This is a genomic window from Nocardia sp. NPDC055321 (assembly GCF_053645575.1).
Window position 1 is genome coordinate 362,407 of sequence record NZ_JBSHMS010000005.1, and the last position, 17,227, is coordinate 379,633.

The following is a 17,227-nucleotide window of genomic DNA, read 5'->3' on the forward strand; positions in this document are numbered from 1 at the left end:
CGGAGCCGGTTGGGAGCCTCGACTGCGGTTCCAGCCCTTCCGGGCCGATCGACGGGATCGAAGCCCTCGGATGCGTGGCCGAGTTCGCGACCCTGGACTGGGCACGGCAATCACCGCCATGGACATCACCTCATTGTGCTGATGACGAGTCTTTGTCGTTGAGTCTCGAGAAGGTTCCCACGGCCACCCAGCCCGGCTGGAAGGGCGAACGCGCTCCCAACTGGGGAGCCATAGGTCGGGTACGGCAGGCGAGGTAACCAGCACTGTCGCATCTGTTTTGCCTGCTCTCCCGAACCCCGCTGGAAGCCGCAGGGGTGGGTGTGGGGTGTGAGCTACGTCGGCCACGGGCGTGAACACTGATGCGTGGGGGCGCACCCGCTGCACGGGTGGGAAAGGCCGAGCCTCCAGGACGCGCGGGGAGCCCCTTCGGCATGGGAAAGCCGAAGAGGCAGCGTGGAAAACGGTGAGCCGGGAAACGCGACCGGGGTGTGTGGCTAACAGCGCCATCGTGCGGGGATTCCCGGGAACTGGGGATGGTGGCGGAAGTTCACACGTGGCCTACGAGCTCGGTCGATGTGTGGCGGTGGGATCCACCCCGTTTTGCCCGGATTCTCCGAATCCTCGCCCATCACAACGGTTTCCCACCCGTTAGGGCCGGTGTTGATCTGGGCGTGGCAGGCATCGCACGCCAGGGTCAGGTTCTCGATGTCCGTTTCGCCGCCATCTGCCCACTCTCGGATGTGGTGGACGGCCGAGCGGCTCGCTGGCGCGTCGCATCCCGGGCGCGTGCACCCGCGTTCGGTGGCGGTGAGCGCCAGGCGTTGTGCCGGGTTGGCGAGACGCTGCCCGCGGGACAGGTGCAGCGGTCGGCCGTTGCGGTCGAGCACCACCAGGTACGGGGTCGAATTCCGGGCTACCTGGAGGGCCTGGGTGATCGACATGGTGCCGCCGGTCGCGGTGGTCGCGACCCCGGCGCGCTTCTCGAGGTCTTCGATGTTCATGGTGATGATGGTCGAGACCGGAAGTCCGCGATGCGATCCCAGCTTCGTGGGGCCCATGTCCGGGCGGAAGAACACCAGCAGAGCATCGTGGTTGCGTTGCTCGGCGTTGCGGTGATCGCGTTTGGCGGCCGCGCGCAGCTTCGCGCGAAGGGCAATCCGGGCACGCTGGGCCGGGGTCAGCGAAGGGTCGTCGGCCTTGGCGTCATCATCGTCGGTGTCGTCGCCGTCGTCGAGTTCGGTGTCGAGCCCGAGTTCAGCGGTGGTCCACGGGCTTTCAGGATCGTCCGGGTTGCACATGCCGGGCGTCCGAACTTCTCGAACATCGGGATCATCACCGCCCCCAACTGCGGGGTCAGGAACCCGGAGATCGGGTACATGCCGTCGATGCCCTGATGCCCGATCTTGACGCTCCGGACCCGCTGGCGGTCCCGGTCCTCGGTCAAACGCCCGTCAGGATCGACGTGGGCCAGGATATGGACCCCGAGCTTGGTCACACCCTTCGGATCACCCTCACGGGCATAAGAGGTCAGATGCTCCTCGGCATGATCCTTCACTTCCGGACCGGCGGCGTCGGGGATCCGCGTCAGCGCATCGTTGATGGCCTTCACATGATCGGCGGAGATCTCCCCGGCCCTTTGTGCTGCGGCTACGAGCGGCAATTTCGGGGGCCGGGTGCTCGAACCCGCCGACACTGTCGACAGCAGATCGGCGTTGCGTACGCGGGCGGCGGCCTCGGCGTAGGACAGGCGCAGTGTTTGTTGCAGGAACAGGATCAGGCTCTTCACGCCCGCCCGAGGGCCCAAGTCCCGTGCTCCGCACTCGAGCGCGAACCGCTGCTTGACCGCTTCGAGTTTGCGGAAGCTGGTTTCGAGCTCCTGCATAACTTCGATGACCTCGTCCTTGGCCAACGAGTACATCGGCAATTCGAGCAGGTTCTCCACCGCGGCAGCGAGTGCTTTGGCACTCGTCGCGATGGTGGGTACCTCTCTCGAATCCATGCCCCTATTCTACGCCTTCATAGCGAGCACGAATAGTCCAATCACGTTGTGATACAGGCTTATTCAGAATCAGTACCGTTTTGGTCATAGGAATTCCGCCAAACGAAAACCACCGAAACCGCCGTTGCTCCACCCTTTCGAGTGAAGCAACAGCCATTCACCGAATTCGACAACGCGGCCGGCCCCGATCCAGCCATCTCCTATCGGCTGAGGACCTCCGCTATGTAATCCTCCCTGTCGAGTTCCTCGAGAAACCGATCGATACAGCCCGACTGCGCCGCCGACGTCGACAACATCTCCCGCATCGCGGTCTCGGTGCGATCGAGGACGCTGTGCGCGAGCTCGGACACGAGATCGTGTTCCAACTGCCGCCGGACGGTCGCGACATTCCGCTCCCCTTCGCGACGCACCCGCTCGACCTCGGCGGCCGCCGTTTCACGCAGCACAGACAGGATGCGTTCCGCGTCGTGCCGAGCATCGTGCTCGATGCGAACCACCTCGGCGCGCGCGGCCTCCGCCGCCCGTCCGAAAGCCGCCTTTGCGGCAGCCAATTCCGCAGCGGCTCCGGCACTTTCCTCGATTTGAGCGGCGATCGTGCCCTGCGCGTTCCGCATCATCCTCCGCACCTGCGGCAGCACCCATTTCGACAGGGCGCCGACGATGATCGCGAACGCGAACAGCTGACTCACGAAAACCGGCCAGTTCCAGGTGATGTCGTAGATGCGCTCGTGGTCGTTCATCGGCCGCCTCCGATCATGCGGTGGGCGAGGTCGGTCGCCAGCGTGTCGAGATGCTCGTCGAGCCGCGGTCCGATGCGAGCGGCATCGGCGCGCAGGAGCGCGGTGGCGGTGGCCACGGCGTCGTCGGTCTCGTCCTGTGCCCGCCGGCAGGCGGTGGTTACCAGGGCGCGGCCTTGTTTCCTCGCATCCTCGCGCCGTGCCGCCGCAGACGTGAGCGCTTCCGACACCGCCGAGCGGTAGTCGTGTTCGGCCGCCGCGAAGGCGTCCCGAGCGCGTTGCCGGTCGGCCGCCGACGTCTCCACGCGCGCCGCGCGCTGCGCGAGCACCTCCCGCACGGGCGGGACCACGAACAACCGGATGACGGCGAACACCAGCAGGAAGATGATCAGTTCGGCGAAGAAGGTGCCGTTGGGAATCAGAAAGTTCTGTGTCGCAAGGGTTCCTGTCATCGGTCTACTTTCCCGGGGCCGCGAAGGCGAACAGGGCCATGAAGGTGAGGTTGATGAAGTACACGGCGTCCACGAGACTGACCGCCATCAAATAGTTTCCGCGAAGCTTTCCTTCGTGTTCGGGCTGCCGGGAGACCCCGGTGATCAGGGCCGAGCCGGCCATGCCGTTGCCGTACCCGGCGCCGATCGCACCGCCCACCATCATCAGCCCGCCGCCGATCAGCGCGGCCGCCTGGACGATCGTCTCGTGCGTTACCTCTGCCATGGGGTATTCCTTCCTGTTTCCGGGTTGACCGGGAATGTGCTGCCGCACGGGCAGATTCGAGGACCGGGCCGTCAGTGGTCGTCGCGCTCGAGCGCGGTGGCCTGGCCGAAGTACAGAACGGTGAGCAGGGCGAAGATGAAGGCCTGAATGAGTCCGACGAACAGGTCGAACATCTTCCACGCGGCGTTCGGGCCCCAGCTGATCCACGCCGGGAGCATCGCGATCACCGAGATCATCACGCCACCGGCGAACATGTTGCCGAACAGGCGCAGCGCCAGCGAGAGCGGTTTCGCCACTTCCTCGATGATGTTGATCAGGACCATCGGACCCCAGCCCATGTGGCCCTTCAGGATCTGCTTGACATGGCCGACCGGTCCGCGGCGCGCGATACCCGCCGCTTGGTAGCAGACGAAGACGAACAGGGCCAGCGCATAGGCGAAGTTGACGTCGGCGGCGGGCGGTTTGATCAACTCGCCGTCGCCGTACTGCACCGGGAGCACCGAGAGCCAGTTGGAGAGCAGTACGAAGACGAACAGTGTCACCGCCAACGGCAGGACGAACGGTGCGACCCGCAGACCCATCGCGGATTCGACCTGGCTGCGCATCTGGACGGTGACCGTCTCGAAGAACAGCTGCACCCCGTTCGGGACACCCGAGGTCAGCCTGACCCGCAGGTAGAAGGCCATGGCCAGGACGATCACCGCGGCGATCACCGTCGCGATGATGGTGTCGACGTGGAAGTCGAGCCCGAACAGCCGAGCGGTTTCGTGATGGCCCACTTCGATCGTGGTCATCGCGCGTGCTCCCGGATCGGGAGGGCGTAGCTCAACAGGGTGGCTATCTGAAAGGCCAACAGCCCGAAGAAGATTCCGAGTCCGTCCGGTCGTGTCAGCACTCCGATGACGAACGCCAGGGCGGTGACCCCGAACAGCCGCAGCCCGGACGCCGCGACGAGAGCGCGCGCACCGGACCGCGCTCCGCCGCCGGCCCACCCTATCGACACCCGAGCGACATGGGCGTTGGCCAGGCCCAACATCATTCCGGCACAGATGAATACACCGAACAGCAGGTGATCGAATAACCCGGCCGCCGCGAGAACCACTGCCCCGGTTCCCACTCCGACGAGGATCAGCCGGCGTTCCGTGGCATACGACATGAACCCTCCCTCTACCGACAGTGTTGCGGAGCCGAATTCCCCAATCCCGCAACGGCTTCCAACTACTACAATTCGTAGTATACATGGACGAGACGTGGCCCGGTGGCCGTTCGGAATCAACGGCCACCCGCCTGTTTTTGATGGTATCAACGTACCATCTAAAATGGTACTTGCATACCACCAAAAGTCTGTGACGCCCCGTGCCGGTACGAAACCCCTTGCCGCACTGCCCCGATCACGCGTCGCGCCGCGACCGGCTCACCACCATCGCCGCGACGCCGATCGCCGCCGCCGCGCTCAGTGCGGTGGCCGGCCATCCGGCCCACTCGACCGCCACCGCGCCGAACGCCGTACCGAGACTGCCGCCCGCGAAGTACACCACCATGTACGCGCTGTTGAAGCGGGCCGGCGCCGCGGGTTCGATCGCCAGCACCGTGCTCTGATTGGCCACCTGGGCGGCGAAGAGCCCCGCGTCGAAGGCGGCCAGGCAGACCAGTGTCACCACCGTGTTCGAGAGGCCGAACCCCGCGAGCCCCGCCGCGACCGCGGCCAGGGCGAGACCGGCGAGGATCACCCGGCGCGCACCGTCGCGGTCGGTCCGCGCGCCCGCGATCCGCGTGGCCACCAGGCCCGACAGTCCGGCGAGGGCGTACAGGCCGATCCGTTCGGCCGAGTACGAGTACGGCGGCTGCGCCAGCGCGACGGCGAGGCCCGCCCACACCGCGCAGAACGCGAAGAACCACAGGAAACCGCCGATGGCCGCGACGCGCAGGGTGGCGTGACGGACGAACAGGCCGGGCAGGGATCGCAGCGTCGCGAGATAGCCGCGCTCGCTGCCGCCGGGCGCGGCGGGCAGCACCGACAGGCATCCGAGGGCGAGCAGACCGCACGCCGCGGCGAAGACGAGCAGCATGCCGCGCCAACCGATCGCGTCCGCGAGCCACCCGCCCACGATCCGGCCGGCGAGGATCCCGACCGAGATTCCCGCGGTCACCACCCCCAGCACCGTCGCCCGCCGCCGCGGCGGCGCCAGTCGCCCCGCGACCGAACTCAGCCCCGCCCCGACCGCCGAGCACGCCCCGGTCACGCCGATCACCACCCCGAGCACGGCGACGGAATGAACGGCCGCGCCGACCGCGAGGGCGGCGGCGAGAATCCCGAACTGCGCGGCCAGCACTCGTCCCGGAGCGAAGCGATCGACGAGCGGCACAAGCAGACCCAGGCCGATCAGGTAGCCGACGGGTCCGCACGCGAGCGCGATGCCGACCGCGGTGATGCGCGTGTCGAGCGCGTCGGCGACATCCGCGATCGCGGGCTGCATCGGGTAGATGGCCGAGGTGCCGACGGCGGCCGCGACCGACATGAACAGGACAACGGAACCGCGGAGCCGGGCAGGCGCCTCGGCGCTGGTATCGATATGCACCCGACCGACGGTAGGGACGCCCGCACCCGGGTACCGGCGGTAATACGACGTGACCGTCCCGGCGGAGTGTGCGGCAGGTCAGTCGCCGGTGCGCCCCTCCAGAAGCAGTGTGTGACATACCGCTTCGACCGCAGCGACGGTGGCGGCGTACTGCCGCAGCGACGGCGTGGTGGCGACGTCGTTGATCGTGTTGAGCGCGGCCTGCACCCGGACTCGGGCGCGGGCGTCGGCGGACTCGACTCCGGACTGCCGCAGCAGGCGCATCCAGGTCGCTATGTAGTCGTGCTGGGCGGCGCGGGCGCGGTGGCGGTCCTCGTCGGGGAGCTGGTCCACCTCGGAGTTGAGCAGCCGGACCAGGGACGAGTGCTCGAACGCGAACTCGCGGTAGCTCCCGACCAGCCGGCGCAGCGCGTCCTCGGGGCCGTGCGCGCGGGCGAGTTCACGCTCCAGATCCGCGCCCAGCAGCTCACCGCCGCGCGTGATGGCCGCGGACAGGATCTCGGCCTTGCTGCCGAAATGGTTGTAGAGACTCGCGCCCGCGATGCCGATCGCGGCCCCGATGTCGTCCAGGCCGACCGCCGAGAAGCCCTGTGCGGCGAAGAGTTCGGTGGAGGCCGCCAGGATCTCCGCGCGCCGCGACGGCGACCACGAGGACGCCGGGGCCGCCGGGATCGGAGCCCCGAACGCGGGGATCTCGGTCGCCGCGGTCTCGCACAGCAGCCCGGCCAGCAGGTCCGGATCCACCTCGACCGCGTGGAACGAGACGCTGGTCGCGACGCCGAGCATCGCCCAGGCCAGGAACTCGGCCTGGACTGCGTCCAGCTCGGCGCGGTCGCGGCGCACGATGGCGGCGAGGTCCCGGCCGATATCGCGGAGTCTGCCGCGAATCTCCCGCCGCGCTTCCCCGGTGAGGTGCCTGGCCTCGCGATGCCAGAGCACGCCGATCGCCCGCCGCTCGATCATCACCTCGGCGAGCGGGGCGACCGCGTCGGGGAGCGCGTCCGCGCGTACCCTGGCGAGCACGAGCTGTACGGCGGTGAGTCCTTCCGCCACAACGGCTTCCAGCAGTTCGTGTTTGTTTCGGAAGTGCCGGTAGAGCGCGGCGGGGCTGACCGCGACCGCCTCGGCGATGTCCTTCATCGACACCCGCGAGTACCCGCGGCGGTAGAACAGCTCGGCGGCGGCGGCCAGCACGAGCTCCCGGCGGTTGGCCGGGCGAGTCCCACGCGCCGGACGGGTCACGGTCTGCACCATTCCTCTAGCTCTCGATCGATCGGCTCGTCCCCGACGAGTTCTCGCGGAAGACTATCGCCGAAACCGCCGAGTACTCGCACCATCGGGTCCAGCGCCGCCGGAAGGCACACGGCCGGTGCGGGGCGGCAGCCGTCAAACGTTGAAACCGCCTCCGCAGACCACGGTTTGGGCGCTGATGTAATCCGACTCCGGAATGCAGAACAGGTACACCGCCCCCGCGGCTTCGGCGGGCGTCCCGCCGCGCCCCAGCGGGATGCCCTTCTCCATCGCCGCGAGCAGGTCCGCGTTCACCCCGACCTTGATCTGCTTGCCCGCCACGTCGATGGTGCCGCCGGAATCGGCCGACGCCTCGGTGAGCCTGGTCTTGATCAGACCGAACGCGACCGTGTTCACGGTGACGTTGTACCGGCCCCACTCCTTGGCCAGGGTCTTGGTGAGCCCGGTGACACCGGCCTTGGCGGCGGCGTAGTTCGCCTGTCCCGCATTGCCGCCCAGGCCCGCGATCGAGGAGATGTTCACGACCTTGCGCGCGTGCACCGGCTCCCCCGCCGCCCGGGCCTGCTTCACCAGTCCCGCGATCACCGGCTGGGCCGCCCGCAGAATCCGGAACGGCGCCTTGAGGTGCACGTCGAGGATCGCGTCCCACTGCTCGTCTGTCATCTTCTGGATGACCGAATCCCAGGTGTAGCCGGCGTTGTTGACGATGATGTCGAGCCCGCCGAAGTGCTCGACGGCGGTGCCGACGAAGCGTTCGCCGAAGTCGGCGTCGGTCACGCTGCCCACGCAGGCGACCGCTCTGCCGCCCGCGGCCTCGATGGCGGCGACGGTCTCCCCGGCGGGGTCGGCGTCGAGATCGTTGACCACGACCGCCGCGCCGTCCGAGGCGAGTTTGAGCGCGATCTCACGCCCGATGCCGCGCCCCGAGCCGGAGACGATGGCGATTCTGCCGTCCAGTTTTCCCATGTGCCGCATGTCCTTTCAAGGCGTGGCGACCGCGACGACCGCGGTGCCGATCAGGGTGGTGGTGCCGTCGGCGAGCGTGACGGCGAGGTCGAGGGTGGCCCGGGTCTCGCCGTCGACGGTGTCGACCGCGGTGACCGTTCCGGTCGCGGTCGGGCGGCCCAGCACCGGGGTCTTGGCGGCGAAGCGCACGGCGTACGAGCGAATCGACTCGGGTGCGAAGTACCCGGTCAGCAGTCTGCCGAGGTACGCCATCGAGAGCATGCCGTGGGCGAAGACGTCGTCCAGTCCGGCCGACGCCGCGACGTCGATGTCGAGGTGGATCGGGTTGTGGTCGCCGGAGGCGCCCGCGAACAGCGCCAGCGTGGTACGGGAGATCGGGTCGATCTCGAGCGGTGGCAGGGTCTGTCCGACACCGAGTTTCGTGGTGGTGGTCATGATCGCTCCCGCGGATTCTGCACGACGATCACCGAGGTCAGGTCGGCGACCGCGGTGCCGTCGGCCCGGGTGACGCTCGTCCGTTTGACGATGAACTCGAGGGCGCCGTTCTTCTTGGCGTAGACATCGGCGACGGTGGGGCGCGCGGTGAGCACGTCCCCCGCGTGGGCGAGCGAGTAGTAGGTGAATTCCTGTTCACCGTGCAGCACCCGGCGCAGGTCGACGCCGGTGTCGGCCAGCCACGCGAACGGATCGGGTTGTTCGAGTTCGATGGCGAACAGGAACGTCGGGGGCACCGGGAGCGTGGCGTGCCCGGCGGCTGCCGCGGCGGCGGAGTCGGTGAAGATCGGGTTCGTCTCGCCGATCGCCTTGGCGAAGAAGCGAAGTCGGCCCTCGTCCACGGTGAGCACGGTCGCGGGTAGTTCGGCGCCGATGAGCGCGGGGTCGACGGTCACGGTCAGCTCACCTTCTCGTACAGCGTGACCACGGCCGCGCCGCCGAGGCCGATGTTGTGCTGCAGCGCCAGCTTCGCGCCCTCGACCTGGCGGTCCCCCGCCTGTCCGCGCAGCTGCCAGACGAGTTCGGCGCACTGCGCGAGTCCGGTCGCGCCGAGCGGATGTCCTTTGGACAGCAGGCCGCCCGACGGATTGGTGACCACGCGCCCGCCGTAGGTGTTGTCGCCGTCGGCGATGAACTTCTCCGCGGTGCCCTCGGGGGTGAGGCCGAGGGCCTCGTAGGTCAGCAGTTCGTTGGTGGTGAAGCAGTCGTGCAGTTCGACGACCGGGATATCGCGGGGATCGACCCCGGCCTGCTCGTAGACCCGGGTCGCGGCGGCGCGGCTCATCTCCGAGCCGACGATCGTCAGCATGGAATTTCCGGCGAAGGTCGCGGTGCCGTCGGTGGTCATGGCCTGGGCCTTGATCGCCACGTCCGAGCGCAACCCGTGCCTGCGGGCGTAGTCGGCGCTCACCAGCACCGCGGCCGCCGCGCCGCCGGTGGGCGGGCAGCACTGCAGCCTGGTCAGCGGGCCGTAGATCCGCGGCGAGGCGAGCACCTCCTCGACCGTGACCGGGTCGCGGAACACCGCGTACGGGTTGTTCGCCGCGTGCTTGCGCGCCTTGACCGCGATCTGTGCGAAGACCGCCGGATCCATGCCGTACTTCTCGCAGTACTCGCGGCCCGCGCCGCCGAAATACCGTGCGGCGAACGGCTCGTCGCCGCTGCCCTGGATGCCCTCGACGACCCGGTCGAAGCTGTCGAAGGGGGTCGGCCGGTCGGTGTAGCCGGCGGCGAGCGCGCCGGCCCGCATCTGCTCGAACCCGACCGCGAGCACCACCTCCGCGATCCCGTGCTCGATGGCCTGGCGGGCCAGGAACAGCGCCGAGGATCCGGTGGAGCAGTTGTTGTTGACGTTCACGACCGGGATGCCGGTGGTGCCGACCCGGTACAGCGCGGCCTGGCCCGCGGTCGAATCGCCGTACACGTAGCCCGCGTACGCCTGCTGCACGGCCTCGTAGGCGATCCCGGCGTCCGCGAGCGCGGCGCGGACGGCCTGTTCGCCCATCAGGTCGTAGGTCTGACTGTTGCGCGGTGTCGTGAACGGGATCATCCCCACACCGGCGACGACGGTGGTGGCCATAAAGGCCCTCCTAAACTGTTCGCAATTTACTTATCGGACGGTACGGGAAGTGCGCGCTACAAAAAAGGCTTCCCCGAAGGGCGGAATGCTGCTTATTCTGGTTCACTTACTCGCAGAGTTGAGCGAACGCGGCGGCGGATCTTCCGTGAGCTGAGCGCTCGAACGGGCCGGGGCCGGAAGCGACGGGGTGGGCGGCTCACACCGCACGGAAGCGATGGGGCACAGCCGTATCCGCGGCTGTCACCGGACCCGAATGCGGATCACGGCGACACCGCGTGGACGAGAACACCGGAACCCGAACGGGTTCCGTGCCGACTACCGAGCGAAGGGTCCGCGTCGGAACACGCGACGGAGCCGTTCGCGCAGCCCCGCAGCGGGTTGCGGTGCGGGAGCGGCGATGTCGGCCACTTCCCCGGCCGCCTCGGCCTGCGCGAAGCGCGCGTGCAACTGGTCACGAACCTGGTCCGGGGTATAGGCGCGGCGCCGCCGTTCGGCGCGCACCACGACCACGCCGGTGGCGACCACACCGGCCGCGCCCGCCAATCCCACTGCCTTCCACCACCTCATACCGCATAGGCTACGGGTATGAGCGACACCGGCATCGGACTGGACCGAGCACTCGAGCTCACCAGAACCGGCGACATCTGGCTCTTTCGCGGTCATTCGGCCGCCGACCGGGCGATTCGCATGACCACCAACAGCCCCGTCAACCACGTCGGCATGTCCGTGGTGATCGACGATCTGCCCGCGCTGATCTGGCACGCCGAGCTCGGCCGCTCCCTGCCCGACATGTGGTCCGGCACCACCCATCGCGGGGTCCAGCTGCACAATCTGCGCGACGCGGTCATGGTCTGGGCCGAGCGCTACGAACAGCGCGCCTGGTTCCGTCAGCTCGATCGCCCGGTCACCCCCGACATGGAAGCGAACCTGCTGCGCACGATCGCCCGCCTGGACGGCACCCCGTTCCCGTCCACCGCCGCCCTGGCGGGCCGCTGGTTCCGCGGTCGCGGCGCGCGCCTGCCCCGCCGCAAATCCGAGCGCACCACCACCAGCGAGCTCGAGAGCGCCTACTGCGCCGAGGTCGTCGCGGTGACCTACCAGGAGATGGGCCTGCTGCCCAAGGACCGCAAAGCCAATTGGTATGACCCGGGCCGCTTCTGGAGCGGCGACGGCCTCGAGCTGTCCGGCGGGTATTCCCTCGGCGGCGAGATCGCGATCGAGACCAAGGACTAGCCGCACTCGGACCCGGCGCGCCCGCGCGCTACACCGTCTCGAATAGCCGGACATTCGCTAACGTTCCCGATCGTGGCCGACACTGCTTCCCAACGACGCCGAATGCCGTATGTGATCGCCGCTGTCGGCGTCGTCTGCGCGATTGCCATCGGTGCACTCGCCTACGCGAACGAGCGCGGAACCCGCGAGGTCGCCTCGGAGATCGGGGCCGCGGAGGTCGGCGACGGCGTGCACCTCGAGTTCGGGGCACAGCGCATCGAGGCGCAACGACGGGAAGTCGTGACGCAACTGCGCGTGGTGCCCTGGGGCGCACTGGCTTCGGACAGCGACCAGACCATCCCCGCCAAGGAGATCGTCGTGGAGTTGCCGCTGGCGAACACCACACGGCTCACCATGCCCACGGGCGACCGGATCACCGGCAAGGAGGTGCGGCTGCCGCTCTCGGACGGGGTGATCTCGGATTATCCGTTCGACCGGTACACCGTGGAATTGCTCGCCGAGGTGACGGTGGACGGCGCGGACGTCCCGATGTCGTTGTCCTACACCGACTACGACCCCTTCTACCTCAGCCGCATCGGCGAGGAGCAGGTGGATCCCGGGGCGGCCTACGCGACCGTCACAGTCAAGCGCTCGCGCGGCACGTTCATCCTGGCGTGGTTCCAGCTGGTGGTCATGTGGCTGCTGTCGCTCTCGGTGCTGGCCGGGGCGCTGTACATCGTGCGCCATCGCCTCGGGCTGCCGTGGCCGGCGCTGGGCTGGATGGCCGCGACCCTGTTCGCCCTGGTGGGGTTCCGCAACGCCGCACCCGGCACGCCGCCGGTGGGCTCGCTCATCGACTACTGCGCGTTCTTCTGGGCCGAGGCGATCGTCGCGTTCTCCATCGCGCTGGTGACCTGGAAGGGGGTTCGGGTCACGACCTGATCGTGCCCGGACACCCCCCGAGGTCAGCGGGACGACGGAATCCCTTCGCTCCCACTGAATCCGGACTCGACCGAGTCCACCAGGCCCAAGGTCGAGAGGGGGCGCGGGGTGACGATGTTCGTCAGGTAGGACAGGGTGACGGCCCAGCGGTTCACGCCCCGGGACACCGCGAGGGTGTGGTAGGCGCGGGTGACGAATTTGGCGGGGAGGCCGGACAGGCGGACGCCGAGGGGATTCGCCACGGCGAAGCGCGGGCCGAGGTCCACCACCAGGCCCAGGTCGCGGTGTTTGTAGCGGGTGCTGGCGCCGACGCCCAGGCTGGCGGCGACGTTGCGGGCCAGGACGGCGCCCTGGCGGGTGGCGTGCTGGGCGGTGGGCGGGGTGATCTTGCCGGGGACCGTCAGATCGGGAACCGCCGCGGCGTCACCGCCGGCGAAGACGCCCGGATGGCCGGGGACCCGCAGGGAGGGATCCACGATCAGGCGGCCGCGTTCCATCGGCAGGTTCAGACCGGACAGGATCGGGGCGCCGGTCACCCCGGTCACCCAGGCGACCGTGCGGGTGGGCACGACGGTGTCGTCGGTGAGCACGACGTGCTCGTCGGTCACCTCGCGCAGCGTGGTCTCCAGCCGGATGTCGATGCCGCGATCGCGCAGCACGCTCAAGGCTTTGTCCCCCAGGCGTTCTCCGACCTCGGGCATGACCCGGTCCGCGGTGTCCAGCAGCAGGAACCGGATGTCCGAGGGGTCGTGGCCGCGACGGGCGCTGTACGCGTCGGCGAGTGCGCGCAGTTGGGCGACGAGTTCGGTTCCGGCATAGGACGCACCCACGACCACCACGGTGCGGCGCGCCCGGCACACCTCGGGATCGTCGTCGTGGTCGGCCAACTCGAGCTGCCGCAGGAAGTGCTCGCGCAGGTACACCGCCTCGGCGATCGTCTTCAGCCCGCGCGCGTGCTCGGCCAGACCGGGCACGTCGAACAGGCGCGTGACCGAACCGGGGGTCAATACCAGCCTGTCCCAGGACAATTCGAGGGGCGCGTCGTCACCCCGGTGCACGGTCAGGGTTTTCGCGTCCGGGTCGATCGCGTCGACGGTGCCGATCACCAACTGGACCCGCGGCAGGGTGTCGACCAGGGAGATCGCGACGAACCTCGGGTCGATCAGGCCGCCCGCCACATCGGGCAGCAGCGGCGTGTACAGGTGATAGTCGGTCGGGGACACCAGCACGATCTCCACGTCGCGTCCGGACCGCCCCAGTATCCGGGACAGTTTCCGGGCGCAGGTGTACCCGGCGAATCCACTCCCGACGATCACCACGCGCTGCGGTCCCGCATTGTTCTCCACGCTCACCCGATCCACCTCGCTCGTCTCGTTTCCTCCGCGTTTCCCCGGCCACCCGCCTCGAAACCCGGCCCACAGGGTGACCCTGCTCGCGCCCGGAATCACCGCGCACCGTTTGCCCCGCCGAGATCGGGGCACACGGCCTGTGGAACCGACACCGAGGAGCGCCCGCCCATGACCCAGACGACCGTCCCCGAAGCCGCACCGCTGTCCGCCGAGCCCGCCGCCCCGCCGACCCTGCTGGACGGCGTGAACTGGCCCGGCTTCGCGCTGCTGCTGGCCGGGGTCCTGACGCTGGCCTGGACCCTGGCCGGTTCCGGCGGCTGGCCGATCATGCGCTCCGCGGTGATCGCCGCGACGTTCTCGGCCGGGCTGGCCTGGATCGCGGTCGAGCACCACCGCTTCCGCAACAGACGACGGTAAAGGAGCATCCGATGACCGGATCACTCGACGGCAAGCGCGTACTCGTCATCACCTCCAATACGGGGGTCGAACACGACGAGCTGGCGGTGCCCAGGGATCAGCTGCGCGCCGCCGGAGCCGCGGTGACGCACGCGGCGATCGAGCACGAACCGGTCCGGACCTTCCGGCACGACCTCGACCCCGCCGAACGGGTGCACCCCGATCTCGCGATCGAGGCGGTCGATCCCGCCGACTACGACGCCCTGGTGATTCCCGGCGGCACCGTCAACGCCGACAAGCTGCGGGTACACGACCCCGCACGCGCGCTGGTGCAGGCGCTGGTCGAGTCCGGGACGCCGATCGCGGCGATCTGCCACGGGCCGTGGCTGCTGGTGGACTCGTACGTCCTGCCGGACAAAACCCTCACCTCGTATCCCTCCCTGCGCACCGACATCGTCAACGCGCACGGCAACTGGGTCGACGAACCGGCGGTCACCTGCACGAACAAGGACTGGCCGCTGATCACCTCGCGCCGGCCCGACGACCTGCCGAATTTCGTCGCGGCCATCACCGAGCTGCTGACGCGGGCCTGACCTCAGGCCGGCAGGTGTTCCTCTATCCAGACGCTGAAGTGCCCGACCCTGGTGTAGGCGGCGTGGCCGCTCAGGTCGAAACCGCACGGGAGCCCGTTCGAGGTGATGCCGATGACGACGGGGCGGGGCGCGCCGGGCGGGGTGTAGAGCATCGGACCGCCGCTGTCACCGACGCAGGGCCGCGCCGCGCCCGCGCCGGAGATGCAGACGAGGTCCCCGAGCAGGCCGAGGGCGGCCGCGGGAACCAGACAGTGGGAGCGCGAAATGACGCGGGCCGTGCCCACTTGCAGTGTGGGACTTTGTGATCCGTTGGGTTCGGTGGCGCCCCAGCCGGCGATGACCGCGGTGGTGCCCGTGTCCGGGTCCTGGCCCTGCGGGGGCAGGTCGACCGGCTGTGCCGTGGGGCCGAAGGTGATGGGCTCGGCCAGGATGAGGACGGCGAGATCACCGAGACCGAGCATCGGGTTGAAGTGTTCGTACACCGCCGCGTCCGCGACCGGGACCGGGGTCCCCGCGCCGGTGTCGATCGATCCGTACAGGATGCCGAGGTTGGTCGGCCGCTCGATACCGATCAGGCAGTGCGCCGCGGTGAGCACCGCGCGGGGAGCGAGGATCGTGCCGTTGCAGGGACTGAGCCCGCCGGTGATCTCGACGACGGAGTGAATTTCCCCGGCGGCGGCGGGGCGACCTCCCGCGATCGCCGCGGCGGGCGTACAGGGCGCCAGCGCGATCGCCGCCACGGCGACGGCACCCGCACCGCACAGTAGTCGATGGTGCCCGGACAACGTGGGAAGCGGCATGGGCTGCTCCTGCGGGTGCGATGCAACAGGGACTCTGGAGGTTTGCGCCAACGGGTGTGCCGACTGTTGCGCGGCGTCCGATGAAACTTTTCGGACCGAAGGACGCCGCCTGAAGAATTCTATATGTGACCGAGCACACAATGCCGGAAAATCGCCCGGCGTGCCTCGAATTCCGCGCGGGAATGGCGCTGACATGGGGATACTCGGCCATCTGTCAGTATGGAGGGGATGAAATCTCCCGCACGCCCTCCGGCCACCGACGTCGACGCCGACGGTTCGGGCGCGGTACGGATCGACGAACTCCGCGAACTGCACGGTCAGTTCGTCGACTTCATGCTCGACTACAAATTCGCGATCGACGAGATCACGACGAAGTTCAATATCCTGCGCGAGGATCTGCACAATTCCAACGAGTACAACCCGATCGAGCACATCAACTCGCGGTTGAAGTCGCCCGAGAGCGTGCTGGAGAAGGTGCAGCGCAAGAAGTACCCGATGAATCTGGCGAGCATCCGGGAGAACGTGCTGGACATCGCCGGGGTCCGGGTGGTGTGCAGCTTCATCTCCGATATCGCCGCGGTGCGGGACATGATCGCCGGTCAGGAGGACGTGACGGTCCTGGACGAGCGCGACTACATCACCCATCGCAAACCCAACGGCTACCAGAGCCTGCACCTGATCGTCTCGATACCGGTGTTCCGCGTCGATCGCACGGTCCGCGTTCCCGTCGAGATCCAGATTCGCACCATCGCCATGGACTTCTGGGCCAGCCTGGAACACAAGATCTACTACAAATATCGCGGCCAGGTCCCCCCGAATCTGCTGAGCGAACTGACCCAGGCCGCCGAAGCCGCCAACCGGCTCGACGAGAAAATGGAGTCCCTGCACCGTCTCGTCGACCACAATGGCGGCCGCGAGCCCGTCCGAGATCGGGCCGGCGGGGTCGATTTCAGCGCCCTCTACGAAAATCTGCTCGCCGAAAGCTGAATCCGGGGAACCGCTGTCGCGCACCGGAAATCCATTCGACGGCCGTGGCAGGATGGGCGCCATGAGCGCCCGATTCTTGAATATCGATGTGGAAGTACGAGATACGGCCGATCCGACGGAGCTGCGCACCGCATTCGGCGACGCCATCTCGGTCCTGCACGAGGGAATCGACCCGGACGGATCGTTCGTCTTCACCTTCGAGGCCGGCACGGACCACTCCGATGACCCGGCCGCCGTCGCGGCGACCCTCTGCGCCCTGATCGAGGCGCTGCCGGACCCCGCTCGCACGCGCTGGCACGCCGTGGCCGACCGCGTCTTCGACCTCGGCTACGAAGCCGCGCTGACCGGGCCGGTCACCTCCCCCGTCTTCCCCGCGCCGCTGCTGCGCCGCCTGGCCGACCTGGACGTCCGGCTCGCCGTGTCGATCTACGCGCCCCAGCTGCGGCCCGCGGACACACCAGATCTCCTGGCTCCCGCGACGGATCACTGAGCGCCGGTGCGAGTTTCCGGCGACCGGGCCCGGAAACGCACGGAGCGGACCGGGGTCGCCGGTCCGCTCGGGTATCGGGCCGGACCGGGTGGGTCGGGCCGATCACTGTGCCGTCGTGCGTCTTTCGGCCGGCCC

The 17,227-nt window shown here is 68.5% G+C and carries 22 protein-coding genes; 6 read left to right on the plus strand and 16 right to left on the minus strand.

The genetic code is table 11. The features are described 5' to 3' along the window. Positions 1 to 494 precede the first annotated feature (494 nt). From ACWIGI_RS10825 to ACWIGI_RS10890, 14 genes are all read right to left on the minus strand, one after another. A complete protein-coding gene (locus ACWIGI_RS10825) occupies positions 495 to 1,181 on the minus strand; it encodes a DUF222 domain-containing protein (RefSeq protein ID WP_454202271.1) in 687 nt (228 codons plus the stop codon). Further along, the gene (locus tag ACWIGI_RS10830) at positions 1,178 to 1,942 is read right to left on the minus strand and encodes a DUF222 domain-containing protein (protein ID WP_454202148.1); all 765 of its coding nucleotides are present in this window, start codon (positions 1,940 to 1,942) and stop codon (positions 1,178 to 1,180) included. The genes ACWIGI_RS10825 and ACWIGI_RS10830 overlap by 4 nt, the downstream gene beginning before the upstream one ends. A 257-nt stretch (positions 1,943 to 2,199) precedes the next feature. Beyond that, entirely contained in the window at positions 2,200 to 2,739 is a 540-nt protein-coding gene (locus ACWIGI_RS10835) for a F0F1 ATP synthase subunit B family protein (protein ID WP_454202149.1), read from the minus strand. Further along, positions 2,736 to 3,188: a F0F1 ATP synthase subunit B family protein gene (locus ACWIGI_RS10840; RefSeq protein ID WP_454202150.1), complete on the minus strand. Its 453-nt coding sequence runs from the start codon at positions 3,186 to 3,188 to the stop codon at positions 2,736 to 2,738. Before ACWIGI_RS10840 ends, ACWIGI_RS10835 begins: the two co-directional genes overlap by 4 nt. 4 nt (positions 3,189 to 3,192) lie before the next feature. Next, complete coding sequence (atpE, locus tag ACWIGI_RS10845) at positions 3,193 to 3,453, minus strand: ATP synthase F0 subunit C (protein ID WP_454202151.1); 261 nt, start codon at positions 3,451 to 3,453, stop codon at positions 3,193 to 3,195. A gap of 71 nt (positions 3,454 to 3,524) precedes the next feature. After that, positions 3,525 to 4,247, minus strand: a complete 723-nt coding sequence (gene atpB, locus ACWIGI_RS10850) for a F0F1 ATP synthase subunit A (protein WP_454202152.1) — start codon at positions 4,245 to 4,247, stop codon at positions 3,525 to 3,527. Beyond that, positions 4,244 to 4,609: a hypothetical protein gene (locus ACWIGI_RS10855; protein ID WP_454202153.1), complete on the minus strand. Its 366-nt coding sequence runs from the start codon at positions 4,607 to 4,609 to the stop codon at positions 4,244 to 4,246. The genes atpB and ACWIGI_RS10855 overlap by 4 nt, the downstream gene beginning before the upstream one ends. Positions 4,610 to 4,844: 235 nt before the next feature. Further along, a complete protein-coding gene (locus tag ACWIGI_RS10860; protein ID WP_454202154.1) occupies positions 4,845 to 6,032 on the minus strand; it encodes an MFS transporter in 1,188 nt (395 codons plus the stop codon). 78 nt (positions 6,033 to 6,110) lie between these two features. Continuing rightward, a complete protein-coding gene (locus ACWIGI_RS10865; RefSeq protein ID WP_454202155.1) occupies positions 6,111 to 7,286 on the minus strand; it encodes a TetR/AcrR family transcriptional regulator in 1,176 nt (391 codons plus the stop codon). A 132-nt stretch (positions 7,287 to 7,418) separates the two neighbouring features. After that, positions 7,419 to 8,249: an SDR family NAD(P)-dependent oxidoreductase gene (locus ACWIGI_RS10870; RefSeq protein ID WP_454202156.1), complete on the minus strand. Its 831-nt coding sequence runs from the start codon at positions 8,247 to 8,249 to the stop codon at positions 7,419 to 7,421. A gap of 15 nt (positions 8,250 to 8,264) precedes the next feature. Beyond that, a complete protein-coding gene (locus ACWIGI_RS10875; RefSeq protein ID WP_454202157.1) occupies positions 8,265 to 8,684 on the minus strand; it encodes a MaoC/PaaZ C-terminal domain-containing protein in 420 nt (139 codons plus the stop codon). Further along, the gene (locus tag ACWIGI_RS10880) at positions 8,681 to 9,139 is read right to left on the minus strand and encodes a MaoC family dehydratase N-terminal domain-containing protein (protein ID WP_454202158.1); all 459 of its coding nucleotides are present in this window, start codon (positions 9,137 to 9,139) and stop codon (positions 8,681 to 8,683) included. Before ACWIGI_RS10880 ends, ACWIGI_RS10875 begins: the two co-directional genes overlap by 4 nt. 2 nt (positions 9,140 to 9,141) lie before the next feature. Next, positions 9,142 to 10,323 (minus strand): lipid-transfer protein, encoded by a 1,182-nt coding sequence (locus tag ACWIGI_RS10885; RefSeq protein ID WP_454202159.1) that lies wholly within the window; start codon positions 10,321 to 10,323, stop codon positions 9,142 to 9,144. Between the two features lie 315 nt (positions 10,324 to 10,638). Further along, entirely contained in the window at positions 10,639 to 10,890 is a 252-nt protein-coding gene (locus ACWIGI_RS10890; protein WP_454202160.1) for a hypothetical protein, read from the minus strand. A gap of 18 nt (positions 10,891 to 10,908) precedes the next feature. Between ACWIGI_RS10890 and ACWIGI_RS10895 the strand changes: the two genes are divergently transcribed. Then, positions 10,909 to 11,556 (plus strand): hypothetical protein, encoded by a 648-nt coding sequence (locus ACWIGI_RS10895; RefSeq protein WP_454202161.1) that lies wholly within the window; start codon positions 10,909 to 10,911, stop codon positions 11,554 to 11,556. Positions 11,557 to 11,628: 72 nt separating this feature from the next. Beyond that, positions 11,629 to 12,477, plus strand: coding sequence for a DUF4436 family protein (locus tag ACWIGI_RS10900; RefSeq protein WP_454202162.1), 849 nt, complete (start codon positions 11,629 to 11,631; stop codon positions 12,475 to 12,477). A 23-nt stretch (positions 12,478 to 12,500) separates the two neighbouring features. Here the strand turns inward: ACWIGI_RS10900 and ACWIGI_RS10905 are convergent, their stop codons facing one another. Then, positions 12,501 to 13,829 carry an NAD(P)/FAD-dependent oxidoreductase gene (locus ACWIGI_RS10905; protein WP_454202163.1) on the minus strand — a complete coding sequence of 443 codons (1,329 nt, stop codon included), beginning with the start codon at positions 13,827 to 13,829 and terminating at the stop codon, positions 12,501 to 12,503. Positions 13,830 to 13,994: 165 nt separating this feature from the next. Here ACWIGI_RS10905 and ACWIGI_RS10910 point away from each other — a divergent pair, with 165 nt between their 5' ends. Both ACWIGI_RS10910 and ACWIGI_RS10915 read left to right on the plus strand, forming a co-directional pair. Next, on the plus strand, positions 13,995 to 14,243 hold the full coding sequence (locus tag ACWIGI_RS10910) for a hypothetical protein (protein ID WP_454202164.1): 249 nt from the start codon (positions 13,995 to 13,997) through the stop codon (positions 14,241 to 14,243). A gap of 11 nt (positions 14,244 to 14,254) precedes the next feature. After that, positions 14,255 to 14,815 carry a DJ-1/PfpI/YhbO family deglycase/protease gene (locus ACWIGI_RS10915; protein WP_454202165.1) on the plus strand — a complete coding sequence of 187 codons (561 nt, stop codon included), beginning with the start codon at positions 14,255 to 14,257 and terminating at the stop codon, positions 14,813 to 14,815. 2 nt (positions 14,816 to 14,817) lie between these two features. Here the strand turns inward: ACWIGI_RS10915 and ACWIGI_RS10920 are convergent, their stop codons facing one another. After that, positions 14,818 to 15,615: a serine protease gene (locus tag ACWIGI_RS10920; RefSeq protein ID WP_454202166.1), complete on the minus strand. Its 798-nt coding sequence runs from the start codon at positions 15,613 to 15,615 to the stop codon at positions 14,818 to 14,820. 228 nt (positions 15,616 to 15,843) lie between these two features. Between ACWIGI_RS10920 and ACWIGI_RS10925 the strand changes: the two genes are divergently transcribed. After that, entirely contained in the window at positions 15,844 to 16,602 is a 759-nt protein-coding gene (locus ACWIGI_RS10925; RefSeq protein WP_454202167.1) for a GTP pyrophosphokinase, read from the plus strand. Between the two features lie 61 nt (positions 16,603 to 16,663). Next, entirely contained in the window at positions 16,664 to 17,092 is a 429-nt protein-coding gene (locus tag ACWIGI_RS10930) for a hypothetical protein (RefSeq protein ID WP_454202168.1), read from the plus strand. Positions 17,093 to 17,227 lie beyond the last annotated feature (135 nt).

What these genes read in the sequence shown, in the direction of transcription:
- ACWIGI_RS10835 (WP_454202149.1), bottom strand. Translation starts at nt 2,739, where the DNA reads ATGAACGACCACGAGCGCATCTACGACATCACCTGGAACTGGCCGGTT.
- ACWIGI_RS10840 (WP_454202150.1), bottom strand. Translation starts at nt 3,188, where the DNA reads ATGACAGGAACCCTTGCGACACAGAACTTTCTGATTCCCAACGGCACC.
- atpE (WP_454202151.1), bottom strand. Translation starts at nt 3,453, where the DNA reads ATGGCAGAGGTAACGCACGAGACGATCGTCCAGGCGGCCGCGCTGATC.
- atpB (WP_454202152.1), bottom strand. Translation starts at nt 4,247, where the DNA reads ATGACCACGATCGAAGTGGGCCATCACGAAACCGCTCGGCTGTTCGGG.
- ACWIGI_RS10855 (WP_454202153.1), bottom strand. Translation starts at nt 4,609, where the DNA reads ATGTCGTATGCCACGGAACGCCGGCTGATCCTCGTCGGAGTGGGAACC.
- ACWIGI_RS10865 (WP_454202155.1), bottom strand. Translation starts at nt 7,286, where the DNA reads ATGGTGCAGACCGTGACCCGTCCGGCGCGTGGGACTCGCCCGGCCAAC.
- ACWIGI_RS10870 (WP_454202156.1), bottom strand. Translation starts at nt 8,249, where the DNA reads ATGGGAAAACTGGACGGCAGAATCGCCATCGTCTCCGGCTCGGGGCGC.
- ACWIGI_RS10875 (WP_454202157.1), bottom strand. Translation starts at nt 8,684, where the DNA reads ATGACCACCACCACGAAACTCGGTGTCGGACAGACCCTGCCACCGCTC.
- ACWIGI_RS10885 (WP_454202159.1), bottom strand. Translation starts at nt 10,323, where the DNA reads ATGGCCACCACCGTCGTCGCCGGTGTGGGGATGATCCCGTTCACGACA.
- ACWIGI_RS10890 (WP_454202160.1), bottom strand. Translation starts at nt 10,890, where the DNA reads ATGAGGTGGTGGAAGGCAGTGGGATTGGCGGGCGCGGCCGGTGTGGTC.
- ACWIGI_RS10895 (WP_454202161.1), top strand. Translation starts at nt 10,909, where the DNA reads ATGAGCGACACCGGCATCGGACTGGACCGAGCACTCGAGCTCACCAGA.
- ACWIGI_RS10910 (WP_454202164.1), top strand. Translation starts at nt 13,995, where the DNA reads ATGACCCAGACGACCGTCCCCGAAGCCGCACCGCTGTCCGCCGAGCCC.
- ACWIGI_RS10915 (WP_454202165.1), top strand. Translation starts at nt 14,255, where the DNA reads ATGACCGGATCACTCGACGGCAAGCGCGTACTCGTCATCACCTCCAAT.
- ACWIGI_RS10920 (WP_454202166.1), bottom strand. Translation starts at nt 15,615, where the DNA reads ATGCCGCTTCCCACGTTGTCCGGGCACCATCGACTACTGTGCGGTGCG.
- ACWIGI_RS10925 (WP_454202167.1), top strand. Translation starts at nt 15,844, where the DNA reads ATGAAATCTCCCGCACGCCCTCCGGCCACCGACGTCGACGCCGACGGT.
- ACWIGI_RS10930 (WP_454202168.1), top strand. Translation starts at nt 16,664, where the DNA reads ATGAGCGCCCGATTCTTGAATATCGATGTGGAAGTACGAGATACGGCC.